This is a genomic window from Candidatus Binatus sp. (assembly GCF_030646925.1).
Classification (GTDB): Bacteria; Desulfobacterota; Binatia; order Binatales; family Binataceae; genus Binatus.
Genome location: NZ_JAUSKL010000067.1, coordinates 92,609 through 116,140, shown reverse-complemented (window position 1 = coordinate 116,140; position 23,532 = coordinate 92,609). Strand labels below are relative to the sequence as shown.

The window sequence follows — 23,532 nt, the reverse complement described above, 5'->3', positions numbered from 1 at the left end:
CAGGGCCGGGTTCGCTACTCGCCATCGGTACACTCTCGCAGAAGAATCGCAGAGATCAAAGAGCAGCGGGCTCGGCGGAGGATGCCATAAATCAACTGCGTGGCCGAGGCTGCTTCAGTTTCGCGAATGAGGAATAAGATGCGAATCATGTCCGACGCTGGCTTCGCTACTCGCATAATGCGATTACAAAAATATCAGTGTACATAAGCATTTATTGAGTGCGACGCTTCCGTTTTGCGAAAATGGCAGGTGGGCGGTCTCGCAAAATCAGTAGAAATCCGATGGCACCTGCCTTGCTTAAAGGACATACGAACTGAATCACGGAGGACATCAAAATGAACGCAACTACTAACGAAGCAAGGCTCGCGGGGTTCCGCAACGTGTCCGAAACGACCGAAGCGACCGAGAGCACCCGGTATGCGCAGAACAACCTGCTGAGCGAACTGCCCGGCGCGGTGTTTGGGCTGCTCACCCTCGGATACATCGTCAGCTCGCTGATCGCGCTTGCCTGACGGATCGATCGCAAAGGATCGCACAACGAAACACGCAACCAGTTTGGAGGAATGAAAATGAACGCGACTATCAATGAGGCAGGAATCAGCGGAATCGGCCGGATAATCGAGGCGACCCCGCCGAGCGACGCGGTGCGGCTGGCGCAGTACAACATGCTGAACGAGATGCCGGGAGTGATCTTCGGCGTCATCACCGTTGCCTACATCGTGAGCTCGCTGATCTCGTTGGTGCACTAAGCGATGTCATCACACGCGGCCGAAGTTGCTGGATCCAGGCAAGACGATGCCCGGTGCGCACCGGCAGCTATCCGCGCGGAGATTCGAGAAGCGGTGGGTACGGCATTCACCACGCGCGAGACCATGGTGAGAGATACCCAGATGATGGCGGCCGCGAGCACGATCGTGAACCATGCCATCGCGCGAATTCTGCGCAGCATCGAGTTCAACTGCTTGACGGTGAACGGATCCCCGTCGCCATGCGCGGCAACTTCCTCCTGGCGTCCGATCCTGAATGCCAGTCCGAAGGTGATATAGGTCTGGATGAAGATGAGCAGGAAGGCGAGCGCCAGTTTTAGTTCGAGCGGCCCGCCGATCCGCGCGAAGTAGTCGAACTTCATCGACGCTTTCAGGTCCGTCAGGCGCATCGCGCCTGTAATCACAATAATTCCCAGCACGGCGATCGTGAACGGGTTATAGAACTTGAACCCAGCGATCAGGCTTTTACGGCGCGAGACTTCGTCGGGCGCGGTCTCGGCGGCGGGAATCAGCATATAGATGACGGCGAATTGCGCGCCGACGTATGCGGCCATCGCGCACAGATGCAGCCAGATGAGGATGTTGCCGCTGAGCATCAGTGTGCGGCGTTACTCGGCGGGATCGAAATCGAGGGCGCCGGTGCGGGCGAGCCTCGAGTACCAATGGCCGCTTTCCTTGACGAAGCGATCCTGGGTTTCGAAATCGCAATAGACAATTCCGAAGCGCTGGCGAAATCCTTCGGCCCATTCAAAATTATCGGTAAACGTCCACAGAAAATAACCGCGCACGTCGGCGCCTGATTGCATCGCGCGCGCGACCTCGCCGATAAAGCGGCGTAGAAAACTCACCCGCCGCTGATCGTTGAGCTTGCCGTCGGGGCCGGGCGCGTCGCCGTAGGAGCATCCGTTCTCGGTGACGTAAAGCGGCAGGCTCGGGTAGTCGTGCGCGATCTTCAGGATCATCTCGGACAGCGCCGGCGGATAAACCTCCCAGCCGAAGTCAGTGACTTCCTCGCCGCCAGGGCGTTCCTGCTTCACGCCGATGTTGCGATCGTGCGGATCGTGCGCGACGACTGCGCGCGTGTAGAGATTGATGCCGATGAAATCGAGCGGCGCCTTGATTGTCTCGAGATCGCCGGGACGAATATCGACGTGATTGCCAAACGATCCCTCGACGTAGGCTTGCGGATATTCGCCGCGCATCACCGGATCGAGAAACCACATGTTGTAGAACTGATGCCATCGTTGCGCGGCGGCGCGATCCTCGAGCGAACCGGTGCTCGGATGCACCGGCGACATGCTGAACGCGGTGCCGACCGCAGTCGGCGTGTTGCGCGACTCGCGAAGTGCGCGAATCGCCAATCCCTGCGCGATATTGACCGTGTGCGTCGCCTTCATCGCTGCGAGCGGTTCGCGGCGGCCGGGCGCGTGAATTCCCGTCAAGTAGCCGAGGATGGTGAAAATCCACGGCTCGTTGAATGCCATCCAATGCTTGACGCGATCGCCGAGCGAGTCCACCACGACCGCGGCGTAGTCACGAAAATATTCCGCGAGATCGCGATTGGGCCATCCGCCGGCATCTTCGAGCGCCTGCGGCAAATCCCAATGATAGAGCGTGACCCACGGCTGAATGTTGCGCTTGAGTAGCGCATCGACGACGCGATCGTAAAAATCGAGGCCCTTCTGATTCACCGCGCCCTTGCCGTCGGGCATGATGCGCGGCCATGAGAGCGAAATGCGCGCGGCATTCAGGCCGAGGTCGGACATGAGCGCGATGTCGCTTTCATAGCGATGGTAAAAATCGCAAGCGACGTCGCCGGTATCGCCCTTTTTGATTTTGCCGGGCGTGTGCGAAAAACGATCCCAGACTGATTCGGACTTGCCGTCCTCGTTCCACGCGCCCTCGATTTGATAGGACGCGCTCGCGGTGCCCCACAGGAAGTCCTTGGGGAAAGTGAAGGTCGCCATGGCGGGTTTGTTATCACAGCGAAATCAAGTTCGCGACCCCGCCACATTCTGGTGCGAGCGCGAGTGATTCAGGCGCGATCGAACTCGATATGCAATGCGCGCAAGCCGCGCAGGATGAAGCTCGGCGTATGCGTGAAATCGTTGCCGGCAGGCGCAAAGCGGATATTGCGGAGTCGCGCCAACAGCGTCTCGAACGCGACTTTGCCCTCGAGGCGCGCGAGTGCTGCGCCGAGACAAAAGTGGACGCCTTGGCCGAATGACAGATGAGTGCGGGCGTTCTCGCGGCGAAGATCGAAGCCAGCCGCATCCTTATATTGCGCTTCATCGCGATTGCCCGACGCGAACATCACGAAGATCAGCGACCCGGCCGGGATTTTCACGCCGCCAATTTCCGTGTCGATTTTTGCGAGCCGCGTCAGCCCTTGCACCGGCGATTCACTGCGTAGCGCTTCCTCGACGAAGTTGGGAATCAGCGCGGGCGTCGGCGGCGGCTGCACTCCAGGCGGCTGATGCGACGAAAAAATATCGGGGTGATTCAGGACGAAGAGGACGTCGTCGTAGCGATTGACGATGAAGAATCCCGCGCCGGGCACCTGGTACAGGGATGTGCTTCAGGCTGCCGTCGAGGTTCCACGCGAAGCCGTGAAAGGGGCATCGAATTTCGGCGAGACCGCATCCACCCTGCTCGCGCAGCAGGCGACCGCGATGCAGGCACGCATTGACGTACGCCTTGATCGTGTCTGGCCGAGTGCGCAGCACGACGAATGACATCCCCGCGATGTCGTACACGATATTGTCGCCGACGTTGGGGATGTCTTCCTCGCGGCACGCCATCTGCCACACGCGCTTCCAGACTTTCTCGACTTCGAGATCGAAAAACGCGCGCGAGGTGTAGCGCTCGATCGGAATTTCGTTGGGCATCGCGCTGACAGGATTTTCGCGGCGGAGAACTTCGGGCACCGGATGCGTATCGGTCGCGAGCAGGTGCTGATAGGTCGATGCCTTTGGAGCGCGCCGCCGCTGGATGTTCGCTGAGACCCATCGATGAAATTCCCCGTGGTCGAACTTTTGATGCGCCGCGGGCGGTTCAGGATTTCTTCAACGCCTCGGCGGCCTGGCGAGATCGCGATGGAAGGTCGCGGCCGCCAATCCATACGCACATATGAGGATCGGCGAACTTGGTTTCGCCCGAGATGTAACTGCCGTCGGCGCGGAACGTTCCGAATTTGCCGTCTTTCTCGACGCGCACGGTGCCATCGGATTGCAAATCATAGAGCGCACCGCTCAGCGGATGTCGAATCGATCTCATGTTCCTCGCACGCGCACGAACCGTATTGTCCGGCGATAACCCGCTCGCGAGGTGCTATGTCAAATGACCGCTTACGCGTGGTCGGAATGCGATTCGAGCCAGCGTTCGGCGTCGATCGCCGCCATGCATCCGGTGCCGGCGGCAGTCACTGCCTGACGATAGACGCTGTCGGCGACATCGCCCGCGGCGAACACGCCTTCGATGTTGGTGTAGGTCGAACCGGGACGAACCTTGAGATAGCCGACGTCGTCCATCTCGAGCTGACCCTTGAAGATCGCGGTGTTCGGCTGGTGGCCGATCGCGACGAAAACCGCGTCGGTCTTGACCTCGCTGGTGGCGCCGGTTTTGAGATTTTTCAAGCGCGCGCCGGTCACGCCATTTTTGGGATCGCCAAAAATTTCTTCGATCGCTGAATCCCAGATGAAACCAATCTTCGGATTCTTGCGCGCGCGATCCTGCATGATCTTCGACGCGCGCAACGTATCGCGTCGATGCACGATCGTAACCTTGGTGCAGAAGCGCGTCAGAAACGTCGCCTCTTCCATCGCGGTGTCGCCGCCGCCGACGACCAGCGCTTCCTTCTCCTTGAAAAACGCGCCGTCGCAGGTCGCGCACGCGCTGACGCCGTAGCCCATCAGGCGTTTTTCCGATTCGATATTGAGCAGCTTCGCCGATGCGCCCGTGGATACGATCAGCGTCTCGGCCTTGACGATCTCGCCTTCGACGTCGAGTTCGAAGGGCCGCTTGCCGAGCTTCACGCCGGTCACGTCGCCCGCCATGAAACGGGTGCCGAAGCGCTCGACCTGGCGGCGAAACACTTCCATCATCTCGGGCCCCTGGATGCCGTGTTCAAAGCCCGGATAATTCTCGACCTCGGTCGTGATCGTGAGCTGCCCGCCGGGCGCGTTGCCTTCGATCAGCAGCGGCTGCAGATTCGCGCGCGCGGTGTAGAGCGCCGCAGTGTAGCCGGCAGGACCGGAACCGAGGATCACGACCTTGTTGATTTCGTCAGCCATAAGTCTCGCGGGAGAAATTCAGTTGGGATGAGTTTCACCACTTTATTGAATATCCGGAGGCGGTCAACATAAGCTCTAAGCATTCACTTCGATGGCGAGCAAGAGAGCCCAAATCAAATCGAGCAACGCCGCCGCGGAGCGCCTGACGCATCTCGATCGCGACGGACAAATCCGGATGGTCGATGTCGGCGAGAAGCCGGTGACGCGGCGCGAGGCGATCGCGCGCGGACAGGTGAAGATGGCGCCGGCGACGCTCGAGGCGATCGTGGGCGGCCGCCTCAAAAAGGGCGAAGCGCTGGCGGCGGCGCGAATCGCGGGAATCATGGCGGCGAAACGCACCGCTGAGACAATTCCGCTCTGTCATCAGATCGCGCTCGAAGTTGTCGAAGTCGAGTTCAGGCCCGATACCGCCAAATCGACGCTCGAGATCCAGGCGCGCGCCGTCACCGACTCGCGCACGGGCGTCGAGATGGAAGCGCTGGTCGCGGTGAGCGCCGCGGCGCTGACGATCTACGACATGGCGAAGGCGATCGATCGCGCGATGGAGATTGGCGCGGTGCGGCTGGTCTCGAAACGCGGCGGCCGGAGCGTCGATTTCGTCCGGCCCGGCGAGTCCGAGTGGCCGGCGAAGTAAATCAGCCGCTCGCGCGAGTGATCCTGAAGCGCGGACGCGAGGGTCCGGTGCGCGGCGGCAATCCGTGGATATTTTCGCAGGCGATCGAACGCATCGCGCCGGCGCGGCCCGAGGCGGGCGCGCTCGTTTCGGTGCACGATGCGAACGACGCGCTGCTCGGGATGGGCTATTGCAATCCTGCGACCACGATCGCGGTGCGGATGCTCGCGTGGGGCGAAACGCCCGACCTCCGCGAGTTGATCGCGCGTCGTCTGAAAAACGCGCTCGAACTGAGGCGTCGGTTCATTCGCGGGGACACCGATTCATATCGATTGATTAACGGCGATGGCGACGGGCTGTCGGGCATCGTCGTCGATCGATACGGCGGCGTGCTGGTGATTCAACTGCTGACCGCGGGCGCGGAGCGGATGCGCGAGGCGCTGATCGCGGAACTCGACGCGATGCTTCATCCGCGCGCGATTATCGAGCGCAGCGCGGGCGCGGTGCGGCGGCAGGAAGGACTCGAAGATCGCGTTGGCTTGGTAAGCGGCGAATCGAGCGATCGGATGATTGCGCAGGCGATTGCGACGGAGAATGGAATTCGCGTTCACGTCGATTTCGAGCACGGGCAGAAGACCGGATACTTCCTCGACCAGCGCGAGAATCGGGCGCTCGCGGGATCGTTGGCCAAAGATGCGCGCGTGCTCGACGCCTACTGCTACGAAGGCGGCTTCGCGCTAGCTGCGGTCGCGGGCGGTGCGCGGCAGATCGTTGCGATCGACACGTCGGCGCGCGCGATTGGATTCGCGCGGCAGAATCTCGAGCTCAATACATACGCGCCCGACGCGGTGGAATTCGTTCATGGCGAGGCGCCGAAGTTCATGGCCGAGATGCCGAATCGATTCGATCTTATCGTGCTCGATCCGCCGCCGCTGGCGAGAACTCGCGGCGACGTCGAGCGGGCGGGGCGGATGTACGTCGAGTTGAACACGCTTGCGATGCGCGCGCTGGCGCCCGGCGGACGAATCCTGACGTTCTCATGCTCGACGCATTTTCGCGCCGAGGAATTCATCCGAGCGGTGCGCTACGCGGCGTCGAATGCGGGCCGTCAGATGCGCCTGATTGCGCATCTGGGGCCCGGCGCCGATCATCCGGTGCTGCTCGGCCACGCCGAGGGCGAGTACCTGACCGGTCTGCTACTTTCGGAATTATAGTTGCTGGCGGGACGCGCGGGCCTTGCTGTGGCGCGGCGCGGCGAACTCATCCAGCAAATTGGATATGGGAATTGACGAATCGAAAGTTGAGTTCGATCGAACGGTTGCCTAAATGAACAGCTTGCCAAGCCGGACGCTTTACTTGAGTATAGAGCAAATTTTTCCGCCGGATCGGAACTAGATGGAGCGACCTATCACGTCCTCACGACTAATCAAGACGCTGCTGGTTCTTGTCGCGCTCGCGACCGCCGCGTGTCATCGCGAAGTCGCGATGCCGCCGATGCCGGTCCACAACATCCGCTTTACGGACAAGTTTTTCGACGTGTGGCCGACCAGCCCGACGCGCGCATTTATCGTCGGCGATCGCGGCAAGGTATTGCTGACCGAAGACGGCGGCAAAACATTTCAACGGATCAATATCGGCGTAAATCTCGGCATCTTCGGCATCCAGATGACCGACGATCAGAACGGATTTCTGTGCGGCCAGGACGGGCTGATCATGCGCACGCGCGACGGCGGCAAGACCTGGGAGCGGCTGAATTCGCGGACGCATCTGTTTATTTTCGGGATGTCATTCACCGATCGATTGCACGGCTTCCTGGTCGGCGATCGCGCGCTCGTGATGAACACCAGCAACGGCGGAGAGACTTTCTTCAAGCGGCAGCTCGATCGGCAATTTCCGCCGGAGATCGCTGACTACGCGCTGCCGTACGAGGAGCCGGTGCTGTACAGCACGAGATTTGTGGACTCGGATCACGGCTTCGTGGTCGGCGAGCTCGGGCGGATCTGGGCCACCGACAACGGCGGCAAGAGCTGGAACGAGCAGCAGCAATCGCTGGTATCGCAATGGAAACGCGCGCTCGGCCCCAACGAGGATCAGCGCTTCGCGGATTACATTTTGCCGACTTTCTTCGGCGTTTCGTTTCGCGACCTAAAGAACGGCGCGGCGTGCGGGCTCGAGGGCGTCGTGGTGCAGACTGGGGACGGCGGCAAGTCCTGGCGCTTTGCGCATCAGGCCGAGAAGCCGGGTATGCCGCCCGACTCGCTGGTGCCGGGAACCGTGGTGTATCCGGCGCGCGATCCGCTGTTCTCGATCGATCTCTTTGGCGGCGACCAGGGCATCAGCAGCGGCAATACCGGCACAGTGCTGCGCTTGCAGGGCAACGGCGCATGGGCGCACGATCCGACGGTACCTTCGATTCCAGTCCAGTTCAGCCAGGTGCGATTCTTCGACCCGCAACACGGCTGGATCGTGGGCCAAGGCACGATCCTCTACACCGACGATGGCGGCAAGACCTGGCGCTCCTGCCAGGGCTAGGGCTGCGCCAAGGAACCCGGAGTACGCGATGACCTGGTATCGATTTGGAGAATGGATTCTGCGCCGCCGCTTCCTGGTGCTGGGCGTGGTCGGCGCGATGACCGCATTTTTCGGCTACTTCGCGCTCCAGACGCAGCTCGTGACCAGCTTCGGCGAACTGCTGCCGCAGGATCATCCGTTCATCAAGATTGCGCATAAGTACGATCAGTACTTCGGCAGCGTGAACAACGTGACGATCATGATCGAGGCCAAGGAAGGCACGATCTACCAGACCGAGATCGTCAAGAAGATCGTCCAGATGACGCGCAACCTGGATCTCGTTTACGGCATCCAGCACGGATCGGTGCGCTCGGTCACCACCTCCAGCTACTTCAAGCCGATGGCTGGCGGCGTGATTTTGAACTCGCCGATTCTGCCCAACGGCGAGATTCCGACCACCGCGGTCGAACTCGAGGAACTCAAGAGCAACGTCCACAAAAATCCCGGCGTGATCTTCGGCCAGTTCATCTCGTTCGACGACAAGGCCGCGGTCGTGGTCGGCAGCTTTCTCGAGACGCGGCTCGACTACAAATCGATCCTGAAGGACATCCGCAAGATCGTCGTCGATCCGGCCAAGGACAACACCGTCCACATCTATATCGGCGGCCAGCCGATTCTCTACGGCTGGGTGTACTCGTACACCAATCAGTTCCTGTGGATCTTCGGCGCGACGGTGCTGGCGGTCTGGATACTGCTGTACCTCTATTTTCGCGATTGGCGCGGCGCGCTCAGGCCGACCATCTCCGGCGTCATCTGCGCGATCTGGGGACTCGGCTTCATCCGGCTGATTGGCTTCGGACTCGATCCGCTGGTGCTCGTCATCCCGTTCCTCATAACCGCGCGCGCGGTCAGCCATTCGGTGCAGATGCACGATCGGTATTACGAGGAATTTTACCGGCTGCGCGACAAGGAAAAAGCGATCCTGTCGTCGTTTTCGGAACTGTTCGTGCCGTCGTTGTCAGGCATTCTGACTGACGCGTTCGGCGTGCTGGTAATCCTGTTGGTGCCGGTGCTGTTCCTGCAGAAGCTGGCGATCACGGCCAGCTTCTGGATTGCCGCGATTGTCGTGAGCGAGCTGTTGCTCAATCCGATCGTCTACTATTACCTCGAGCCGCCGCATATTGACGTGATCGAGAAGCGCGAACGCGGCGTCTTCAAACGCCTGCTGCAATCGATCGCGCGGCCGATGCTCGAGCCCGGCGGACGGATCGCGACGTTCGCCGCGACGCTCGGCGTGATCGCGCTTTGCGTATTCTTCTGGCAGGGCCTTAAGGTGGGCGACCCCTCGTCGCAGACGCCGATCCTGTGGCCGGATTCGCCGTACAACCGCGCGATGGCAGCAATCCAGAATGAGTTCGGCGCGATCGAGCAATTCGTGGTGGTGGTGGAACTCGAAAAGCGCGACGGTCTCAACAATCCCAAGCTGTACCACGTGATGGACGAGTATCAGCGCTACATGGAAGGCGACGCGGACGTCGGCCGCACCTTTTCGGTCGCCGATTTGCTCTCCAACGGCGGCTCCGCGCTGAAGGAATTCCAGCCGAAGTGGAACGTGCTGCCGACGACGGCGCGCGGCACCGGACAATTGCTCGGCGGATTGCTCGCCGGTGCGTCGCCGGCCTCGACCGCGTATATCCTGACGCCGCGCCGCGACGCGACGCAAATCACGGTGTTCTGCCGCAATCGCATCGGCGAGAACGTGCAGCGAATCGTGCTCCGCACGCAAAGATTCTTCGCCGATCCCAATCATCAGATTCCGGGCGTCAAGTTCTCACTCGCGGCGGGAATTATCGGCGAACTGGCGGCGGCCAATCAGGAAATTATCGACAATGACGTGCTGCTGAACGTGCTCGCCTTCACGACGATCTACATCATCGTGCTTTTCACTTATCGATCGTTCATGGCGGGACTCTACCTGCTATTCCCGCTGGCGCTGGCGAATGCCGCGATCAATGCCTACATGGGCGCGCACGATATCGGCATCAACATCAACACGCTGCCGGTAGTGACGGTCGGCGTCGGCTTCGGTATCGACTATTCGATTTACATCGTGAGCCGGATAATCGAGGAACTGGCGCTCGGCCGCGAACTCAAGGACGCCACCTACACCACGCTGGTGACGTCGGGCAAGGCGGTGGCGTTCACGGCGCTGACGCTGGTCGCGTCGGTACTGTTCTGGTACTGGTCGAGCATCCGCTTCGATGCCGAGATGGGGTTGCTGCTGGCGGTCTGGATGTTCGTTTCGATGCTCGGCGCGATGACCATCCTGCCGGTGCTGATCGTGACCTTCAATCCCGGTTTCATCCGGCGCGAGCGGGATCGCGTAATCGCGACGCGGCGTCCCGACCTGGCGCAGCGTGCGGTGGCAGCCTCTTCCTAGAGGCCGCTGTGCGTGGTTATTTTGCTCCGGAGCCCGAGATGAAACTGGAGCGGCTGGATCACTTTGGAGTGGAGGTCGCCGACCTTGCGCGTGCCGAGCGCTTTTACACCGCCGTGCTTGGCCTCGAAGTTGCCGCGCGGTTCGGCGATCAGATCCTGCTGAATTGCGGCGGCCAGAACCTCGCGCTGTTCGAGGTGAGCCGGCCTGCGCTCGACCCAGGCCAGCGTCGATCGATCATCGCGCATCCGCTCGGCCGCGGCCATCACGCATTCACGGTGACTCGCGAAGATTTCGCCGAAGCGCCCGAACGACTCGCGGCGGCCGGAGTCGAAACCGCGACGCCGATCGATTGGGGCGATCACGATTGCCTGTATTTTCTCGACCCGGATGGGAATCTACTGGAAATGGTGAGCTACCGCTGAGCGTGGAGACGAAAACGGGCCTCGGCGCGCCGGTCACGAACGGCGCGTCGGCGATTATACGTGCGAGCGATCTGCGCAAGTGCTACGACGATCGCGTCGCGCTCGACGGCGTTTCACTCGGCGTCAATCGCGGCGAGATCGTCGCCTTGCTGGGTCCCAATGGCGCGGGCAAGACTACCACGCTGTCGATCCTCTCCGGCGTCCTCGCGCCCGACTCCGGCACCGTCTCGATCGACGGCCACGACCTCGCGACCGCGAAGCGCCAGGCGCGCGACAGCCTCGGCCTGGTGCCGCAATCGCTCGCGCTATATCCAACGTTAACCGCAATCGAAAATCTGATGTTCTTCGGCCGCATCCAGGGCCTCTCGTCGAGTCGCGCCAAGGAGGCGTCGCTCAAATTGCTCGAGGAAGTTGGGCTGAGCGATCGCGCCGACGACATCGTCGATGGATTCTCCGGCGGGATGAAGCGGCGGCTGAACATCGCGTGCGGGATGCTCCATTCGCCAGCCGCGATCATGCTCGACGAGCCCACGGTCGGCGTCGATCCGCAATCGCGTGAGCGGATTTTCAGAGTGGTCGAAGCGGCAGCGGCGCGCGGCGCTGCGATTCTCTACAGCACGCACTACATGGAAGAGGCGGAGCGGCTCTGTGACAGGATTATCCTGATCGATCACGGCAATATCGTTGCGCGCGGCACCGCGACCGAATTGATCGCGCTGGCCGGCACCGAGACGCGCCTCGAGGTGACGACGCGCAAAGCGCTCGCGCCCGGATGGTGCAACGGGATGGCGGGCGTCAGCGAACTGCCGTGGGAAGTCGCGGAGGGATTTGCCGCGGCGCTTTCGGTCGTGAGCATCGATCACGTTCCCGAGTTGATTCGCCGCGCGGGCGAACTGGGCAGCGAGGTGATCGAATTTCATGTGCATCGGCCAAACTTGCAGGATGCATTCCTGAAGCTGACGGGGCACGCTCTGCGCGATGCGCCCGCGTGATCGTAAAAATCGTCAATTCAGCGCGATGCGTCCCGGCCGAGAGATGGCTCGCTGAGCGCTTATGAGGGCGCTGCGCGCAATCTGGTTCACGCTCGGCAAGGAATTTCGGCTGATTCGGCGCGACCGCATCGGGCTGTTCATGCTGCTGGTGGCGCCGATCGCGGTGATCGCGGCGGCGGGCTTTTCGCTGGCCAGAGTTTTCGGCGGCGACACCGGCGAGCGCGGCGAATATACGATCGCGATCGTCGATGAAGACCACGGCCTGATTTCGCACACTATTTTCAACGCGATCGCGCGCGACCAAAGCGTGAATCTCATGCACGTCGATACGCGCGCCGACGCGGAGGCCTCGGTGCGCGAGCGCAAGCAGGCAGTCGTCGCGATCGTCATCCCTGCGGGCACCACGCGCACGGTCGCCGGCGGCGGCAAAGCGCGGCTGATCCTCTACACCGATCCGGTCAAGTACCTGCAGACCGTTCGGATCGAGCTGATGGTTTCGGAAATGTGCCGCGAGATAAACGCCGGCGCAATCGAAAAAGTCCGGCGCGGCGCGACCCAGCAGGCGCAATATATCCACGATGAATTCGCCGCAGCGCAAGCCGCCGCCGAGAAGGCGCATGCCGAAGCGAACCGTCTCGCGGCGGCGAGCCTGGCTTCGCGCGAGGTGATCGCGGCGCACATCCGCGAACGTATCGAGAAGGAACTGAACGCCGCTCGCGATCATGCGAAGGCCGCGATCGACGCGGAGTTCGATCGCATCAAGGCCGACTTGAACACGCAGGCCGCCGCGCAACGCGCGAGGCTGGATCAATTGAAGGACTACTTGCAGCGGCTCAAGGTGTCGCAGACGGAATTCGAGGCCTGGTTCGCGCAGCTCAAGGAAATCGCCGGCAGCCGCGCCTCGAGTCTCCCGCCGCCGCCGTCGATCCCGGCCGCGCCCGCCAATCTCGATCTCACCGATTTGAAAATCGAATCGCCGGACGCGCAGTTGAAAACGGCGCAGCGCAATCTCGAAGCTTCGCTCACCGTGCCGCGAATTGAGATCAACGCGCGCGATTTTCCGCTGCCGAAGATTCCGAATATCGCGATACCGTCGATGGGCAAGATGAATGCGAACCTCGCGATACCGGGCACGCTCGGCTTCACCGAGTTCGATCTCAACGGCAAGGAAACCGCCGCCGCCAGCGGCTTCAACGCCTTCGACCTGCAGGTGCCCGGCTTCGCCGTGACGTTCCTGATGATCGGGATGCTGATGGGCGTATCGCTCGCGCTCATCGACGAGCGCGATTGGGGCACGCTCGAGCGCCTGCGCTCGGTATCGGCGCCGCTATGGACGACTCTCACCGGCAAACTGCTTGCGCGTTTCGTGGTCGGCTTCGTGCAGATGATGGTGCTGTTCGGGGCGGGATGGCTGCTGTTCGGAATTTCGCTCGGCCACATGCCGGAGGCGCTGATGCTGCCTGCCGCGGCGATCGCATTCGCAGGCGCTGCCTTCGGCCTGATCGTCGCCGGCGTGGGCCGCACGCGCGACGCGGTGATGCCGGTGGGCGCGATCGTGATCATGACGATGGCCGCGATTGGCGGATGCTGGTGGCCGATCGATCTTGAGCCGGCGTGGATGCAACAAGTCGCGCTGGGGTTGCCGACCACGTGGGCGATGCGCGCGTTCAACGACCTGATGATCCGCGACCTGTCGGTGACCAGTGCGCTGATGCCGACCGCGATCAACTTTGGCTTCGGATTGATCTACACGGTGATCGGCGTCGCGATCGCGCGCCGCCGCTTCGGCTGATCGATCCCGCCATTTCGGCTCGTGCAACTACCGCGGCGATCGATAATACAGGGCAGTTGAGCTATGCGGCGGCGGGGGCTTGCGCGAGTTCGAAGGCGCCGCCTTCGAGATTATCGCTCGATCGCAAAACGATTTTGGTCGATAGCCGATGCTCGAGCGTCTCGAGATCCTTGGCGCCGTGATCGTACAGGTAGCGCGCGACCTCGGGATTCAGTTTCACCACCAGCAGATCGTTGGGGCCGCGGCGCACCGCCTCGCGCTGGATTCCGCGCAGCACCTCGGCCGCGATGGTCGGGACGGATTTTACGACGCGGCGCCCTTCGCATCGCGGGCAGGTATCGGTGAGCAGTTTTTCCAGGCTCTCGCGCGTGCGTTTGCGAGTCATCTGCACCAGGCCAAGCTCGGAAATCTTGAGCGCCGAGGTGCGCGCCTTGTCGCGCTTAAGCGCCAGCGCGAGCGCGTCGCTGACTTTCTTGCGATCGCCCTCGCGCTCCATGTCGATGAAATCGACGATTATGATGCCGCCGATATTTCTAAGGCGCAGTTGATTGACGACTTCCTCGACCGCTTCGAGATTGGTCTTGAACACCGTATCGTCCTGGCTGCGCTTGCCGACGAAGCGCCCCGTGTTCACGTCGATCGCGGTCAGCGCTTCGGCCTGATCGAACACCAGATAGCCGCCCGATTTGAGCCACACCTTGCGATCGAGCGCGCGTTCGATTTGCGGCTCGATATTGAAGCGATCGAACAACGGCTCGTTGCCGTCGTGCAGCGACACGCGATTGCGCAAGCGCGGCATGTAATTCTGGACGAACTGCACGATGCGGCTGTATGTATTCGGCTCGTCGCACCACAAGCGATCGACTTCGCTCGAAAAAAGATCGCGCATCACGCGCAGCGCCACGTCGAGATCGCTGTAGAGAATCGAGGCCGGCGGCATGCTCTCGTTCTTGCGCAGAATCGAGGCCCACAACTTGGTAAGAAACGCGACGTCGCGCTGAATCTCGCGGCGGCTGACGCCCTCGCACGCCGTGCGCACGATGAACCCGCCCTGCGCCGGCCGGAGTTCGCCGACGTCCGCGCGCAGTCGCGCGCGTTCCTCCGCACTCGCGATCCGCCGCGACACCCCGATGTGATTGCTGGTCGGCGTGAACACCAGATGGCGCCCCGGCAGCGAGATCGACGAAGTCAGGCGCGCGCCTTTGGTGCCCATCGGCTCCTTGGCGATCTGCACGATGATCTCCTGGCCACGCCGAAGCTGCTGCTCGATGGGAAGATTGCTGCGCTGCGGTTTCTGCTGCCCCCTACCGCCGCGACGTCTGCGCGAGGGCTGCTCCGCCGCCGGTTGCGAGGCGCCGTCGGGCGCAGCCGGTTCCTCAAACGCGATTTCGCCGTCGCCGTTTTCGCCGAGCGGTTCAGTCTCGACGTCTTCCTCGCCGATCACTTCGGCGACGCTGCTGAGCGCCGAGATGCCGTCCTGGAAATCCGACACGTGGAGAAAACCGGCTTTTTCGAGCCCGATATCGACGAACGCCGCCTGCATCCCGGGCAGCACGCGCGTGACCTTGCCCTTGTAGATATTGCCGGCGAGGCCGACCTGCCGATTGCGCTCGAGGTAAAATTCCGCGAGTTCGTTATCTTCCAGCACCGCTACCCGCACTTCGAGTGCGGATGCGTTAATTGCAATTTCTCGTTTCACAGATGGACTCTTCTTATGCGGCGCGGAGGGTGCGTGACCTGGTCGATATCCAGGTTGCGATTGGTCCGCTGGCGTCTGAGCGAGGAGTTCAAATCGCGCACACTCACAGGGACATCGTTTTACCCTCTGCTTTCAATAACCTTGTGCCGGATCATACGAGCCGCGCTCGACCTCCGCAAGCAAGGCGTAAATGATTAAAAAATAACGACGTTTTTATCTTGGATGCCTTGACTTGAATGCTTGGGGCCGATACTCGTCTTAACGTGTCCGCAGCAACTCAAATGGCTGCTTCTCCTTCGCTGGGAACCAACCTGCTCAATAGCAGGGTTCTCGTGCTCAACCGCTCCTATCTGCCGGTCCACGTCACCTCGGTAAAACGGGCCTTTGCGCTCCTCTATCAGGGTGTGGCAAAGGCGGTCGATGAGCAATACCGGACCTTCGATTTCGATTCCTGGCGCGACCTCGCGATCGAAGTCGAACACGAGCGGCTCGGGATCGTCAATGGCTTCGTCCGTGTGCCGCGCGTGCTGGTGCTGACCGTCTACGAGAGGGTGCCGAAGCGCCACGTGCGATTTTCGCGCTTCAATATCTTCACGCGCGACGGCAATACCTGCCAGTACTGCAATCGCCGGCTGCCGCGCACCGAACTGAATCTCGATCACGTCATTCCGCGCTCCCGCGGCGGCATGTCCACTTGGGAGAATATCGTCTGCTCGTGTCATCACTGCAATCGGCGCAAGGGCGGCCGCACGCCGGAAGAGTCGGGGATGTTGCTGGTGAAGCGTCCGCGACGCCCCCAGTGGACGCCATTTTCGACCGACATGTTCAGCCTCAAGCATTACCGGGAATGGATGCCGTACCTGTCGCAGGTCGACAGCGCATACTGGAACACTGAGCTGATTCAGGACTAGATCGCGTCGGCAATCCCGCCGATCCACAACGAGGTGGGGTAGCGCGATTGCTGTGCACGATATGTAGGGTACGGTTGGCCTCTGACCTGACTTTGAGATAGGTTTTCAGAGGCGGCGGTGTGGTGGAGGCGATGGCAGCATGCGTCTTAAGAGCCTTGAATTACTAGGCTTCAAGTCCTTTCTCAATTCTACGACGATTAGCTTCGCGTCCGGGATGACGGCGGTGGTCGGTCCCAATGGATGCGGCAAATCGAACGTCGTCGATGCGATCCGATGGGTGCTCGGCGAGCAGGCGCCGACACGGCTGCGCGGCAAAAGCGTTGAAGATCTCATCTACGCCGGCAACGATTCCAATCCCGCAGCCGGGATGGCCGAAGTATCGCTGGTGCTGGAGGCCGAAGAGCGCAGCCTGTTGCCGGAACCGTATTCGGCGCTGAGCGAAGTCGCGGTCACGCGACGCGCGTATCGCTCGGGCGAGTCGGAGTACCTGCTCAACAAGATTCCCTGCCGCCTCAAGGACATCACGGAATTTTTCATGGCCGCGCAGATTCACAGCCGCGGCTACTCGCTGATCGAGCAGGGGCGAATCGAGGAAATAATCCAGGCCAAGCCGCACGAACTGCGGACGCTGGTGGAGGAAGCGGCGGGACTCTCGCTGTTCAAGGGGCGGCGCGAGATGAGCGAGCGCAAGCTCGAGCGGGTCAAGGAAAATCTCGCGCGCGTCGATGACGTGCTGAGCGAAATCGAGCGCCAACTGAACTTCGCGCGGCGGCAGGCAAAAAAAGCCGAGACCTACAAAATCGTCAAGGCGGAACTCGGCGAACTCGAGCGCTACGCCGCGGCGCGCCGGCTGATCGATCAGCGCGAAGAGCTGGCATACCAGACCGGGCGCGACGCGGAACTGAAGGCGGCGCTCGAGCAGTCGCGCGAGCACGTCGCCGCGATGCAGCACGCGGTCGAAACTGCGGCGTCGGCGGCGCAATCGGCGCGATCGGAACTGGGCGGGACCCAGCGCGAGCTCGAAAATCTGCATTCGAATGCGCAGCAGCGCGCGCGCTCACGCGAATTTTTAGAGCATCGACTCGCACGGATCGCGGAGCACGAACCCAACCTGCGCGCGCGGCTCGCAGAGCTTGATTCGAACGCGACGCTCGCGCGCGCGAATCGCGCGCTCGCGGGCGCAATGCTCGCGCGGGAAGTCGCGCTCGGCGGCGGCGACGGCGAATCAGAGCTGAAGGAACTTTCAGCGCGGCACGATTCAGCACAAAGCGAACTCAAGCAAGCCGAACGGCGCGCGGAAGAATTCAAGGACGACCTGTCGGACACCATTCGCGAGGCCGCGGTGATTCGTGGGCGACTCGGCGATCTCGCGGGCGAACGCGCGGAACTCGGCCAGCGGCTCGATGCGATCGAGATCGATACTCCGGCGATTGCGGCGGCGCTCGAGCGCGCGCGCGAGCTGATGAGAATCGCGGAAGCGGAACTCGAGGCGTGTCGGGCATCGGCAACCGGGCTTGAAGGAACAAGCCGCGACGCGGCCGATCGCGAGATCGAGGCGCGCGCGGCGCTCGAGCATCTCGCGGCGCGAATCGCGCATCGCAAGACTGCTTTGAATTCGCGAATCGAACAGACCTCGCAGCGGCCATCGAGCGGCGCCGGGCTGCGCCTCCGCACGGTGCTCGAATCGCTCAACGGCGATCGGCCCGCGACCGATCCCGCGATTCTGAATGATGTCGTGCGCGCGCCGAGGCCGCTCGAACCGGCTCTGAGAGCCGTGCTGGGCGCTTCGATGGAAGCGGTGATCGTCGAATCGCCGACGTTTGCGCTACGCGCGATCGAAATTCTTAAAGAGACTCGCGCCGGCCGGCTGGATTTCGTGCAGCAGCCTGACAGCGATATCGCGGCGCACGCGGCAATCGAGGCGCCCGGAATTTCGGGTCGCCTGCTCGACCTGCTCGAAGTCGAACCCAGGTTCGTGCAGGTCGCCGAGGTGATGCTCGGTCACGTGATGCTGGCCGATGATCTCCGCTCGGCGCTCGCCGCATCAAATTTAAATGGACACGGCACCGTTTTCGTCACGCGCGAGGGCGACTTGGTGTGGCCGGGGCGCATGATTTCCGGCGGCAGCGCCGACGACGGACAAACCGCCGCCGACCTCGTCGCGATGGAATCCGACATGCGCGATCTGGCTCGCGACGAAGCCGAGTACCAGGTTCGCGCCGACCAGGTGGTCGCGATTCGCGCGGCGCGCGAACGCGCCGATGCGGAACTTGATGCGGCGCGCAATCGCTCGCGCGATGCGGAAAAAAACCTGGGCGATTGCCGCACAGCCGCGGCGCAGGCCGAGCAGGCGGTCGTATTGGCGGAAGCGAATGCGAACAATTCGCGCCGCCGGCTCGCGGAAATTGCGGCGCTGATCGTCGCGTCGAATGCGCGCTTCGAAGAACTGGCGCTCGCGGAGCAGGAAGCGCGCGCGCGGCTCGCCGCGATCCAGAGCGAGCTTGCGATGTTGCGCTCTATCGCCGAGCAGACCGGCGCCGCGATGCTCGACGCGGCAAGCAAAGTCAAAGCTCGCAAGGCGCACCTGAACGCGCTTGAGAACGAACTCGCGCACGCGCGGCGGATCGCGAACGATGTCGAAGCGCAGTTCGATGAGCATCGCGCGAGCCTCGAGCGATCGAGCGCCGAGCGAGCCGAGTTCGAGCGCGAGCTTGAAACGCTGGCGGAGCAGGAAATTGCCGCGCGCGCTCGGCAAGCGGAGATCGAAGAGCATCTCACGAAGTTGCGCTCCGAGTGCGACGTTTGCGAGCGCGCGCTCGAGGAAAGCCGCGCCGCGCACAAGCTCGCTCAGGAGAATCTAGCCGCGCTCGAAACCGAAGCGACCGAATGCGGCCTCAAACGCGAACGCGCCCGCGCGCTCAGCGAGGAGCAGGGGCGAGCATTCGCCGAGAAGTTCGGCGCTGAGTTCGACGCGATCGCGGCCGAGATCATTCCGGAGCTGGACGGCCGCGAGAGCGCCCTCGACGACGCGCGAATTATCGAGTTGCGCGGCAAGATCGAACGGATCGGCGAGGTCAATCTCGCCGCCGAGAGTGAAGTCAAGGAACTCGAAGAGCGGGCCGGAGTTCTCAGCACGGAGCGCGCCGATCTGCAATCGGCGCTCGACGATTTGAGCAAAACAATTACGCATTTGAATCGCGAAGCGCGCAAACGATTTGCCGAGACGTTCGAGGGCGCGGCGAAAAATTTCGCGGAACTGTTCCCCAAGCTGCTGCGCGGCGGCAAGGGCCGACTTGAACTCACCGACGGCGGCGACGTGCTCGAAGCGGGCGTCAATATTTTGGTGCAGCCGGCCGGCAAGAAGATCAAGGAGATCGCGCTGCTCTCCGGCGGCGAGAAAGCGCTGTCGGCGATGGCGCTCATCTTCTCGCTGTTCCTGCTGAATCCGAGTCCATTCTGCGTGATGGACGAAGTGGACGCGCCACTCGACGAGTTCAGCCTCGCCGCGTTTACCTCGCTGATGGCGGAACTGAAGGAGCGCTCGCAGTTTATCGTGATCACGCATAATCAGCGCACGATGCAGCGCGCCGATCAGATCCACGGCATCACGATGGATCGTCCGGGCGTGTCGAAGATCATCTCGCTGAAAATCCCCGCCGCCGCGTAAGAGATCATCGTTCAGAGCTGCGCGATTTTGTCATTCAGAGCGGAGGCTGCCGGAGCGAAGAATCCCGGAGGGATGCGGAGCCGCAGTAAAAGGTCCGGGATTCTTCGCTTCGCTCTGAATGACAAGAGTGGGATGCCGAAACGGTTTAGTCGGGTTCGCTCAACCTGGTCGACGTTCGCGATGCTCGATCGAAATCCCTCGACTCCGGGAGCCTCCGCTCGGGATGACGGAAGTGCGCAATCGTTCCGAGCCAATCAGATCTGGCTGTAGCCGCTGCCTTTGATATCGACGCCGATGCCGACCGCCTTGTCGATCAAACCGTATTGCATCAACAGCGGCTGGCTGTACGTCACGAGTCCAGTCACCTTGTCGAGCGGCTCGGTCGCGAGTAGCAGCGCCGATTGCGCCATCCATTCGACCGGCTCGCCCGACGGATCGTCCATACTGGTGACCAGATGATGATGGACCGTGCCTGGCGTCGGAACCACCAGCGATGGCGATACGCAGGTGACTGAAATCCCGTCCGCGTAAACTTCCTCGGCGAGGCCTTGTGTGAAGCGCTCGAGCGCCGCTTTCTCGGCGCCGTAGCACGCGGTCCCGCGCACGGGCATCGCTTCTTTGTACGGTCCGCGGCCCGGCCCGATTGCCGAGCCCGACGAAATATTAACGATCGCTCCCGACTTGCGCGCAATCATGTCTTGCAGCACGAGATGACTCATCATGAATGGGCCGTGGACGTTCACCGCGAACGAGCGCATCCATCGCTTGGGCGGAAAATCCTTCACCTCGATGAAATAGGTCAGCGCCGCGTTGTTCACCAGCACATCGACGGGGCCGTAAATCCGGTGCGTCTCGACGACGAGCCTTTCGCAATCGGCCTCGGAGGACACGTCGCAGGTGACGGCAGTCGCCTCGCCGCCGGACTTTCTGATGCCCGCGACGGTGGTCTCGAGCGATCCTTCCAGCGGATGCTCGCCTTCCTTGAGCGTGCGCGCGGAGCAGATCACTTTCGCGCCTTCTTTGGCGAAGAGTTCGCTGATTGCCTTGCCGATGCCGCGGCTCGCGCCGGTCACGATTGCGACCTTGCCCTGCAACTTGCCCATACGATGGCTCCATTCGCGATCGCGGATGCCGTTAGGTTGTAGCAGGCGCCGCGCGATATGTCACAGGAGAAGAGATCCGAAACCTCACGAGGTTTCGGGCTTCCCGTGGCGACGCGAAGCCGAGTTCGGGCCGCAGGGCCGAATCGCTCTAGGAGAAGATGCGGCCTTCGGCCTGTTAATAGAGGAAAGGGTAAGGCGTCACGGGCGACTTCCGGCGGGCGGTTTCCGATTCCTGCCTTGACTGTTATTCTGCTGGTCGAACCACAATCAAAATACTTCAGATTTTCCGCTGGGATTTATCACGTGCTTCCGCTCTATATCAGCCTTCTGCTCACGATCGCCGGCGCCTCGGCGGTCGCGTTTATTTTTATCGGCGTCCTGATTCAATGGAGTCTGCGCAAAGCTCTTCCGTCGCGGCCAGAAATCGAGAGCGAGATAGCCGCGCCGATCGCCGATGAACAAATCACTGAGATAATCGCCGCGCCGCGGGAGGCGCCGAGCGAGCGTATCGAGGAAATCGCGCCGGCGCCGACCGTCGAACGCGTCGAGGAACCGGCTCGTCCCGCCGCTCCGCCAGTCGCGGTAAAACCTGCGCCCGCGATCGCCGAAAAACCTGAAGTTGTGCGCGAGCCAGTGCGAATCGGACTCGGGCTTCGCAAGACGCGCGAGAATTTTCTCTCGCGCATCCGCGCCGCGCTGACGGGCAGTGCGAAGCTCGATGAAATCTACGAAGGACTCGAAGAAGCGCTGATCGCCGCTGACGTTGGCGTCGAGGCGAGCATGAAGATTGCCGCGGGCGTGCGCGCCAAGCTCGGCAACGATGCCCGTCCCGACGTGATTCGCGACGCGCTGAAGGCCGAAATCGCCGCGATCCTCGCGTCGGCGGAGTGCAAGCCCGCGGACCCCGGCGAAGCGCCGCTGGTGATCATGCTGGTCGGGGTGAACGGAGTCGGCAAAACCACGACCGTCGCGAAACTCGCGATGCTGCTGAAACAGAAGCGCGGCAGCGTGGTCGTCGCCGCCGCCGATACGTTCCGCGCCGCCGCGATCGAGCAATTGCAGGTATGGTGCGATCGCGCCGGCGCAGAGATGATCAAACAGTCGCAAGGGTCGGACCCCGCCGCGGTCGCGTTCGACGCGGTCAAGGCGGCAGTTGCGCGGAAAAGCGGTGCGCTGCTGATCGATACCGCCGGCCGATTGCAGACGAAGGTCAACCTGATGGAGGAACTCAAGAAGATCGCGCGCGTCGTCGGGCGCGAACTGCCCGGCGCTCCGCACGAGACGTGGCTGGTGCTCGACGCGAACACCGGCCAGAACGCGATCAGCCAGGCGAAAATTTTTGGCGACGCAGTGAAACTCACGGGCGTAGTTTTGGCGAAGCTCGACAGCACCGCCAAGGGTGGCGTGGTGGTGGGAATCGCGGAGCGGCTTAAGATTCCAGTGCGCTATGTTGGGTTGGGAGAACGCCTGGAGGACTTGCGCGAGTTTGACGGGCCGGAATTTGTCGCGGCGTTGTTTGCAACCGACGAGGCGGGAGAGCAGAGTACCAGCGGATCATATGCCGCTTGATTCCTTGCATTAGCAAAATTAAACTAAAGGTAGAAGTTTTCGACTAATGGCGACCGACGTCCTGAAACAGCTCGATGAACGTATCCAGGCCTCTGTGGCCAAAATGAGCCAGTTGCGCAAGGAGAATGAGCAATTATCGCAGCGGCTGGCCGAGACTGAGAAACGCTATGCCGAAGCCGCCGCGCAAGTGAAGCAACTTAGCGCCGAGCGCGCGGCGCAGGAAAGCGAACGCAACGAAGTCCGCACGAGGATCGAAAAAATCCTGTCGCGTTTCGACGGTATCGATCTCGGCTGAAGATGAAAGGCGTTAACGTCCAGATCATGGGCCAAAGCCTGGTGGTCGCCAGCGATGCGGGCGATGAGTGGGTAAAGTCCGTGGCCGAGACGGTGGACGAACGTATCAAGGCTATCCGCGCAGGGACCCAGACCGTGAGTTCGATCAATCTGGTAATCCTTGCTGCGTTAAATTTCGCCGACGAACTCGAGCATCTGCGCCGGGAGCATCAGGAGTTGATGGATCGAATCGAGGCGATGAATAAACGGCTGTCCGCGGCGATCGATGGGGATCCATCGTGAAGCAGAGCGCGGCAGCCGGGTCGGATTTGCTTGCGACGGGGGCGGGAAAATTTGAATCTCGGAACAGGCCTAAACGCGGTGCATCCATGCAACGGGCCGTGCGAAATACTTGAGCCGCATCGATGGGCGACGAGCAGCGAAATTTTCGGCATCATGAGCGATACTTCGCAGCGACAGG

General features: G+C 61.9%; 22 protein-coding genes. 14 read left to right on the top strand and 8 right to left on the bottom strand.

The genetic code is table 11. The annotated features are described in order from the left end of the window. The first annotated feature begins 335 nt into the window (after window positions 1-335). The gene (locus Q7S58_RS12060) at window positions 336-512 is read left to right on the top strand and encodes a hypothetical protein (protein ID WP_304825594.1); all 177 of its coding nucleotides are present in this window, start codon (window positions 336-338) and stop codon (window positions 510-512) included. 57 nt (window positions 513-569) lie between these two features. Continuing rightward, window positions 570-749, top strand: coding sequence for a hypothetical protein (locus Q7S58_RS12055; protein WP_304825591.1), 180 nt, complete (start codon window positions 570-572; stop codon window positions 747-749). Here Q7S58_RS12055 and Q7S58_RS12050 read toward each other — a convergent pair. The 6 genes from Q7S58_RS12050 to trxB form a co-directional block, all read right to left on the bottom strand. After that, window positions 746-1,321 carry a hypothetical protein gene (locus tag Q7S58_RS12050; protein WP_304825588.1) on the bottom strand — a complete coding sequence of 192 codons (576 nt, stop codon included), beginning with the start codon at window positions 1,319-1,321 and terminating at the stop codon, window positions 746-748. The genes Q7S58_RS12055 and Q7S58_RS12050 overlap by 4 nt on opposite strands. A gap of 54 nt (window positions 1,322-1,375) precedes the next feature. Beyond that, window positions 1,376-2,734 (bottom strand): GH1 family beta-glucosidase, encoded by a 1,359-nt coding sequence (locus Q7S58_RS12045; protein WP_304825585.1) that lies wholly within the window; start codon window positions 2,732-2,734, stop codon window positions 1,376-1,378. A 68-nt stretch (window positions 2,735-2,802) separates the two neighbouring features. After that, window positions 2,803-3,162 (bottom strand): cytochrome P450, encoded by a 360-nt coding sequence (locus Q7S58_RS12040; protein ID WP_304825582.1) that lies wholly within the window; start codon window positions 3,160-3,162, stop codon window positions 2,803-2,805. Window positions 3,163-3,169: 7 nt separating this feature from the next. Beyond that, entirely contained in the window at window positions 3,170-3,694 is a 525-nt protein-coding gene (locus Q7S58_RS12035; protein WP_304825579.1) for an aromatic ring-hydroxylating dioxygenase subunit alpha, read from the bottom strand. Window positions 3,695-3,821: 127 nt separating this feature from the next. Further along, window positions 3,822-4,043 carry a hypothetical protein gene (locus Q7S58_RS12030; protein ID WP_304825576.1) on the bottom strand — a complete coding sequence of 74 codons (222 nt, stop codon included), beginning with the start codon at window positions 4,041-4,043 and terminating at the stop codon, window positions 3,822-3,824. Window positions 4,044-4,114: 71 nt separating this feature from the next. Then, window positions 4,115-5,059 carry a thioredoxin-disulfide reductase gene (trxB, locus tag Q7S58_RS12025; RefSeq protein ID WP_304825574.1) on the bottom strand — a complete coding sequence of 315 codons (945 nt, stop codon included), beginning with the start codon at window positions 5,057-5,059 and terminating at the stop codon, window positions 4,115-4,117. A gap of 91 nt (window positions 5,060-5,150) precedes the next feature. Between trxB and moaC the strand changes: the two genes are divergently transcribed. From moaC to Q7S58_RS11990, 7 genes are all read left to right on the top strand, one after another. Then, on the top strand, window positions 5,151-5,693 hold the full coding sequence (gene moaC / locus Q7S58_RS12020; RefSeq protein ID WP_304825571.1) for a cyclic pyranopterin monophosphate synthase MoaC: 543 nt from the start codon (window positions 5,151-5,153) through the stop codon (window positions 5,691-5,693). Then, a complete protein-coding gene (locus Q7S58_RS12015) occupies window positions 5,678-6,886 on the top strand; it encodes a class I SAM-dependent rRNA methyltransferase (protein WP_304825569.1) in 1,209 nt (402 codons plus the stop codon). The genes moaC and Q7S58_RS12015 overlap by 16 nt, the downstream gene beginning before the upstream one ends. A 181-nt stretch (window positions 6,887-7,067) precedes the next feature. Then, on the top strand, window positions 7,068-8,204 hold the full coding sequence (locus tag Q7S58_RS12010) for a YCF48-related protein (RefSeq protein WP_304825567.1): 1,137 nt from the start codon (window positions 7,068-7,070) through the stop codon (window positions 8,202-8,204). A gap of 28 nt (window positions 8,205-8,232) precedes the next feature. Next, window positions 8,233-10,623 (top strand): RND family transporter, encoded by a 2,391-nt coding sequence (locus tag Q7S58_RS12005; RefSeq protein WP_304825565.1) that lies wholly within the window; start codon window positions 8,233-8,235, stop codon window positions 10,621-10,623. A gap of 38 nt (window positions 10,624-10,661) precedes the next feature. Next, window positions 10,662-11,045, top strand: coding sequence for a VOC family protein (locus tag Q7S58_RS12000; RefSeq protein WP_304825563.1), 384 nt, complete (start codon window positions 10,662-10,664; stop codon window positions 11,043-11,045). A gap of 2 nt (window positions 11,046-11,047) precedes the next feature. Further along, window positions 11,048-12,037, top strand: a complete 990-nt coding sequence (locus Q7S58_RS11995; protein ID WP_304825561.1) for an ABC transporter ATP-binding protein — start codon at window positions 11,048-11,050, stop codon at window positions 12,035-12,037. A 61-nt stretch (window positions 12,038-12,098) separates the two neighbouring features. Beyond that, complete coding sequence (locus Q7S58_RS11990; protein ID WP_304825559.1) at window positions 12,099-13,829, top strand: ABC transporter permease; 1,731 nt, start codon at window positions 12,099-12,101, stop codon at window positions 13,827-13,829. A 61-nt stretch (window positions 13,830-13,890) separates the two neighbouring features. Here Q7S58_RS11990 and Q7S58_RS11985 read toward each other — a convergent pair whose 3' ends face one another. Further along, the gene (locus Q7S58_RS11985) at window positions 13,891-15,528 is read right to left on the bottom strand and encodes an Rne/Rng family ribonuclease (protein WP_304825557.1); all 1,638 of its coding nucleotides are present in this window, start codon (window positions 15,526-15,528) and stop codon (window positions 13,891-13,893) included. 311 nt (window positions 15,529-15,839) lie between these two features. Here Q7S58_RS11985 and Q7S58_RS11980 point away from each other — a divergent pair, with 311 nt between their 5' ends. Then, on the top strand, window positions 15,840-16,439 hold the full coding sequence (locus Q7S58_RS11980) for an HNH endonuclease (RefSeq protein WP_370655509.1): 600 nt from the start codon (window positions 15,840-15,842) through the stop codon (window positions 16,437-16,439). 139 nt (window positions 16,440-16,578) lie between these two features. Continuing rightward, window positions 16,579-20,106 carry a chromosome segregation protein SMC gene (gene smc / locus Q7S58_RS11975; RefSeq protein ID WP_304825553.1) on the top strand — a complete coding sequence of 1,176 codons (3,528 nt, stop codon included), beginning with the start codon at window positions 16,579-16,581 and terminating at the stop codon, window positions 20,104-20,106. Window positions 20,107-20,360: 254 nt separating this feature from the next. On the opposite strand, the gene Q7S58_RS11970 is transcribed toward smc, so the two are convergent. Further along, window positions 20,361-21,209 (bottom strand): SDR family NAD(P)-dependent oxidoreductase, encoded by an 849-nt coding sequence (locus Q7S58_RS11970; RefSeq protein ID WP_304825551.1) that lies wholly within the window; start codon window positions 21,207-21,209, stop codon window positions 20,361-20,363. A 303-nt stretch (window positions 21,210-21,512) separates the two neighbouring features. Here Q7S58_RS11970 and ftsY point away from each other — a divergent pair, with 303 nt between their 5' ends. From ftsY to Q7S58_RS11955, 3 genes are read left to right on the top strand one after another with little or no spacing between them, the layout of a single operon-like run. After that, window positions 21,513-22,778 (top strand): signal recognition particle-docking protein FtsY, encoded by a 1,266-nt coding sequence (gene ftsY / locus Q7S58_RS11965; RefSeq protein ID WP_304825549.1) that lies wholly within the window; start codon window positions 21,513-21,515, stop codon window positions 22,776-22,778. A gap of 46 nt (window positions 22,779-22,824) precedes the next feature. Beyond that, window positions 22,825-23,073 (top strand): cell division protein ZapB, encoded by a 249-nt coding sequence (zapB, locus tag Q7S58_RS11960; RefSeq protein WP_304825547.1) that lies wholly within the window; start codon window positions 22,825-22,827, stop codon window positions 23,071-23,073. 2 nt (window positions 23,074-23,075) lie between these two features. Beyond that, on the top strand, window positions 23,076-23,354 hold the full coding sequence (locus Q7S58_RS11955; protein WP_304825544.1) for a cell division protein ZapA: 279 nt from the start codon (window positions 23,076-23,078) through the stop codon (window positions 23,352-23,354). The last annotated feature ends 178 nt before the right edge of the window (window positions 23,355-23,532 follow it).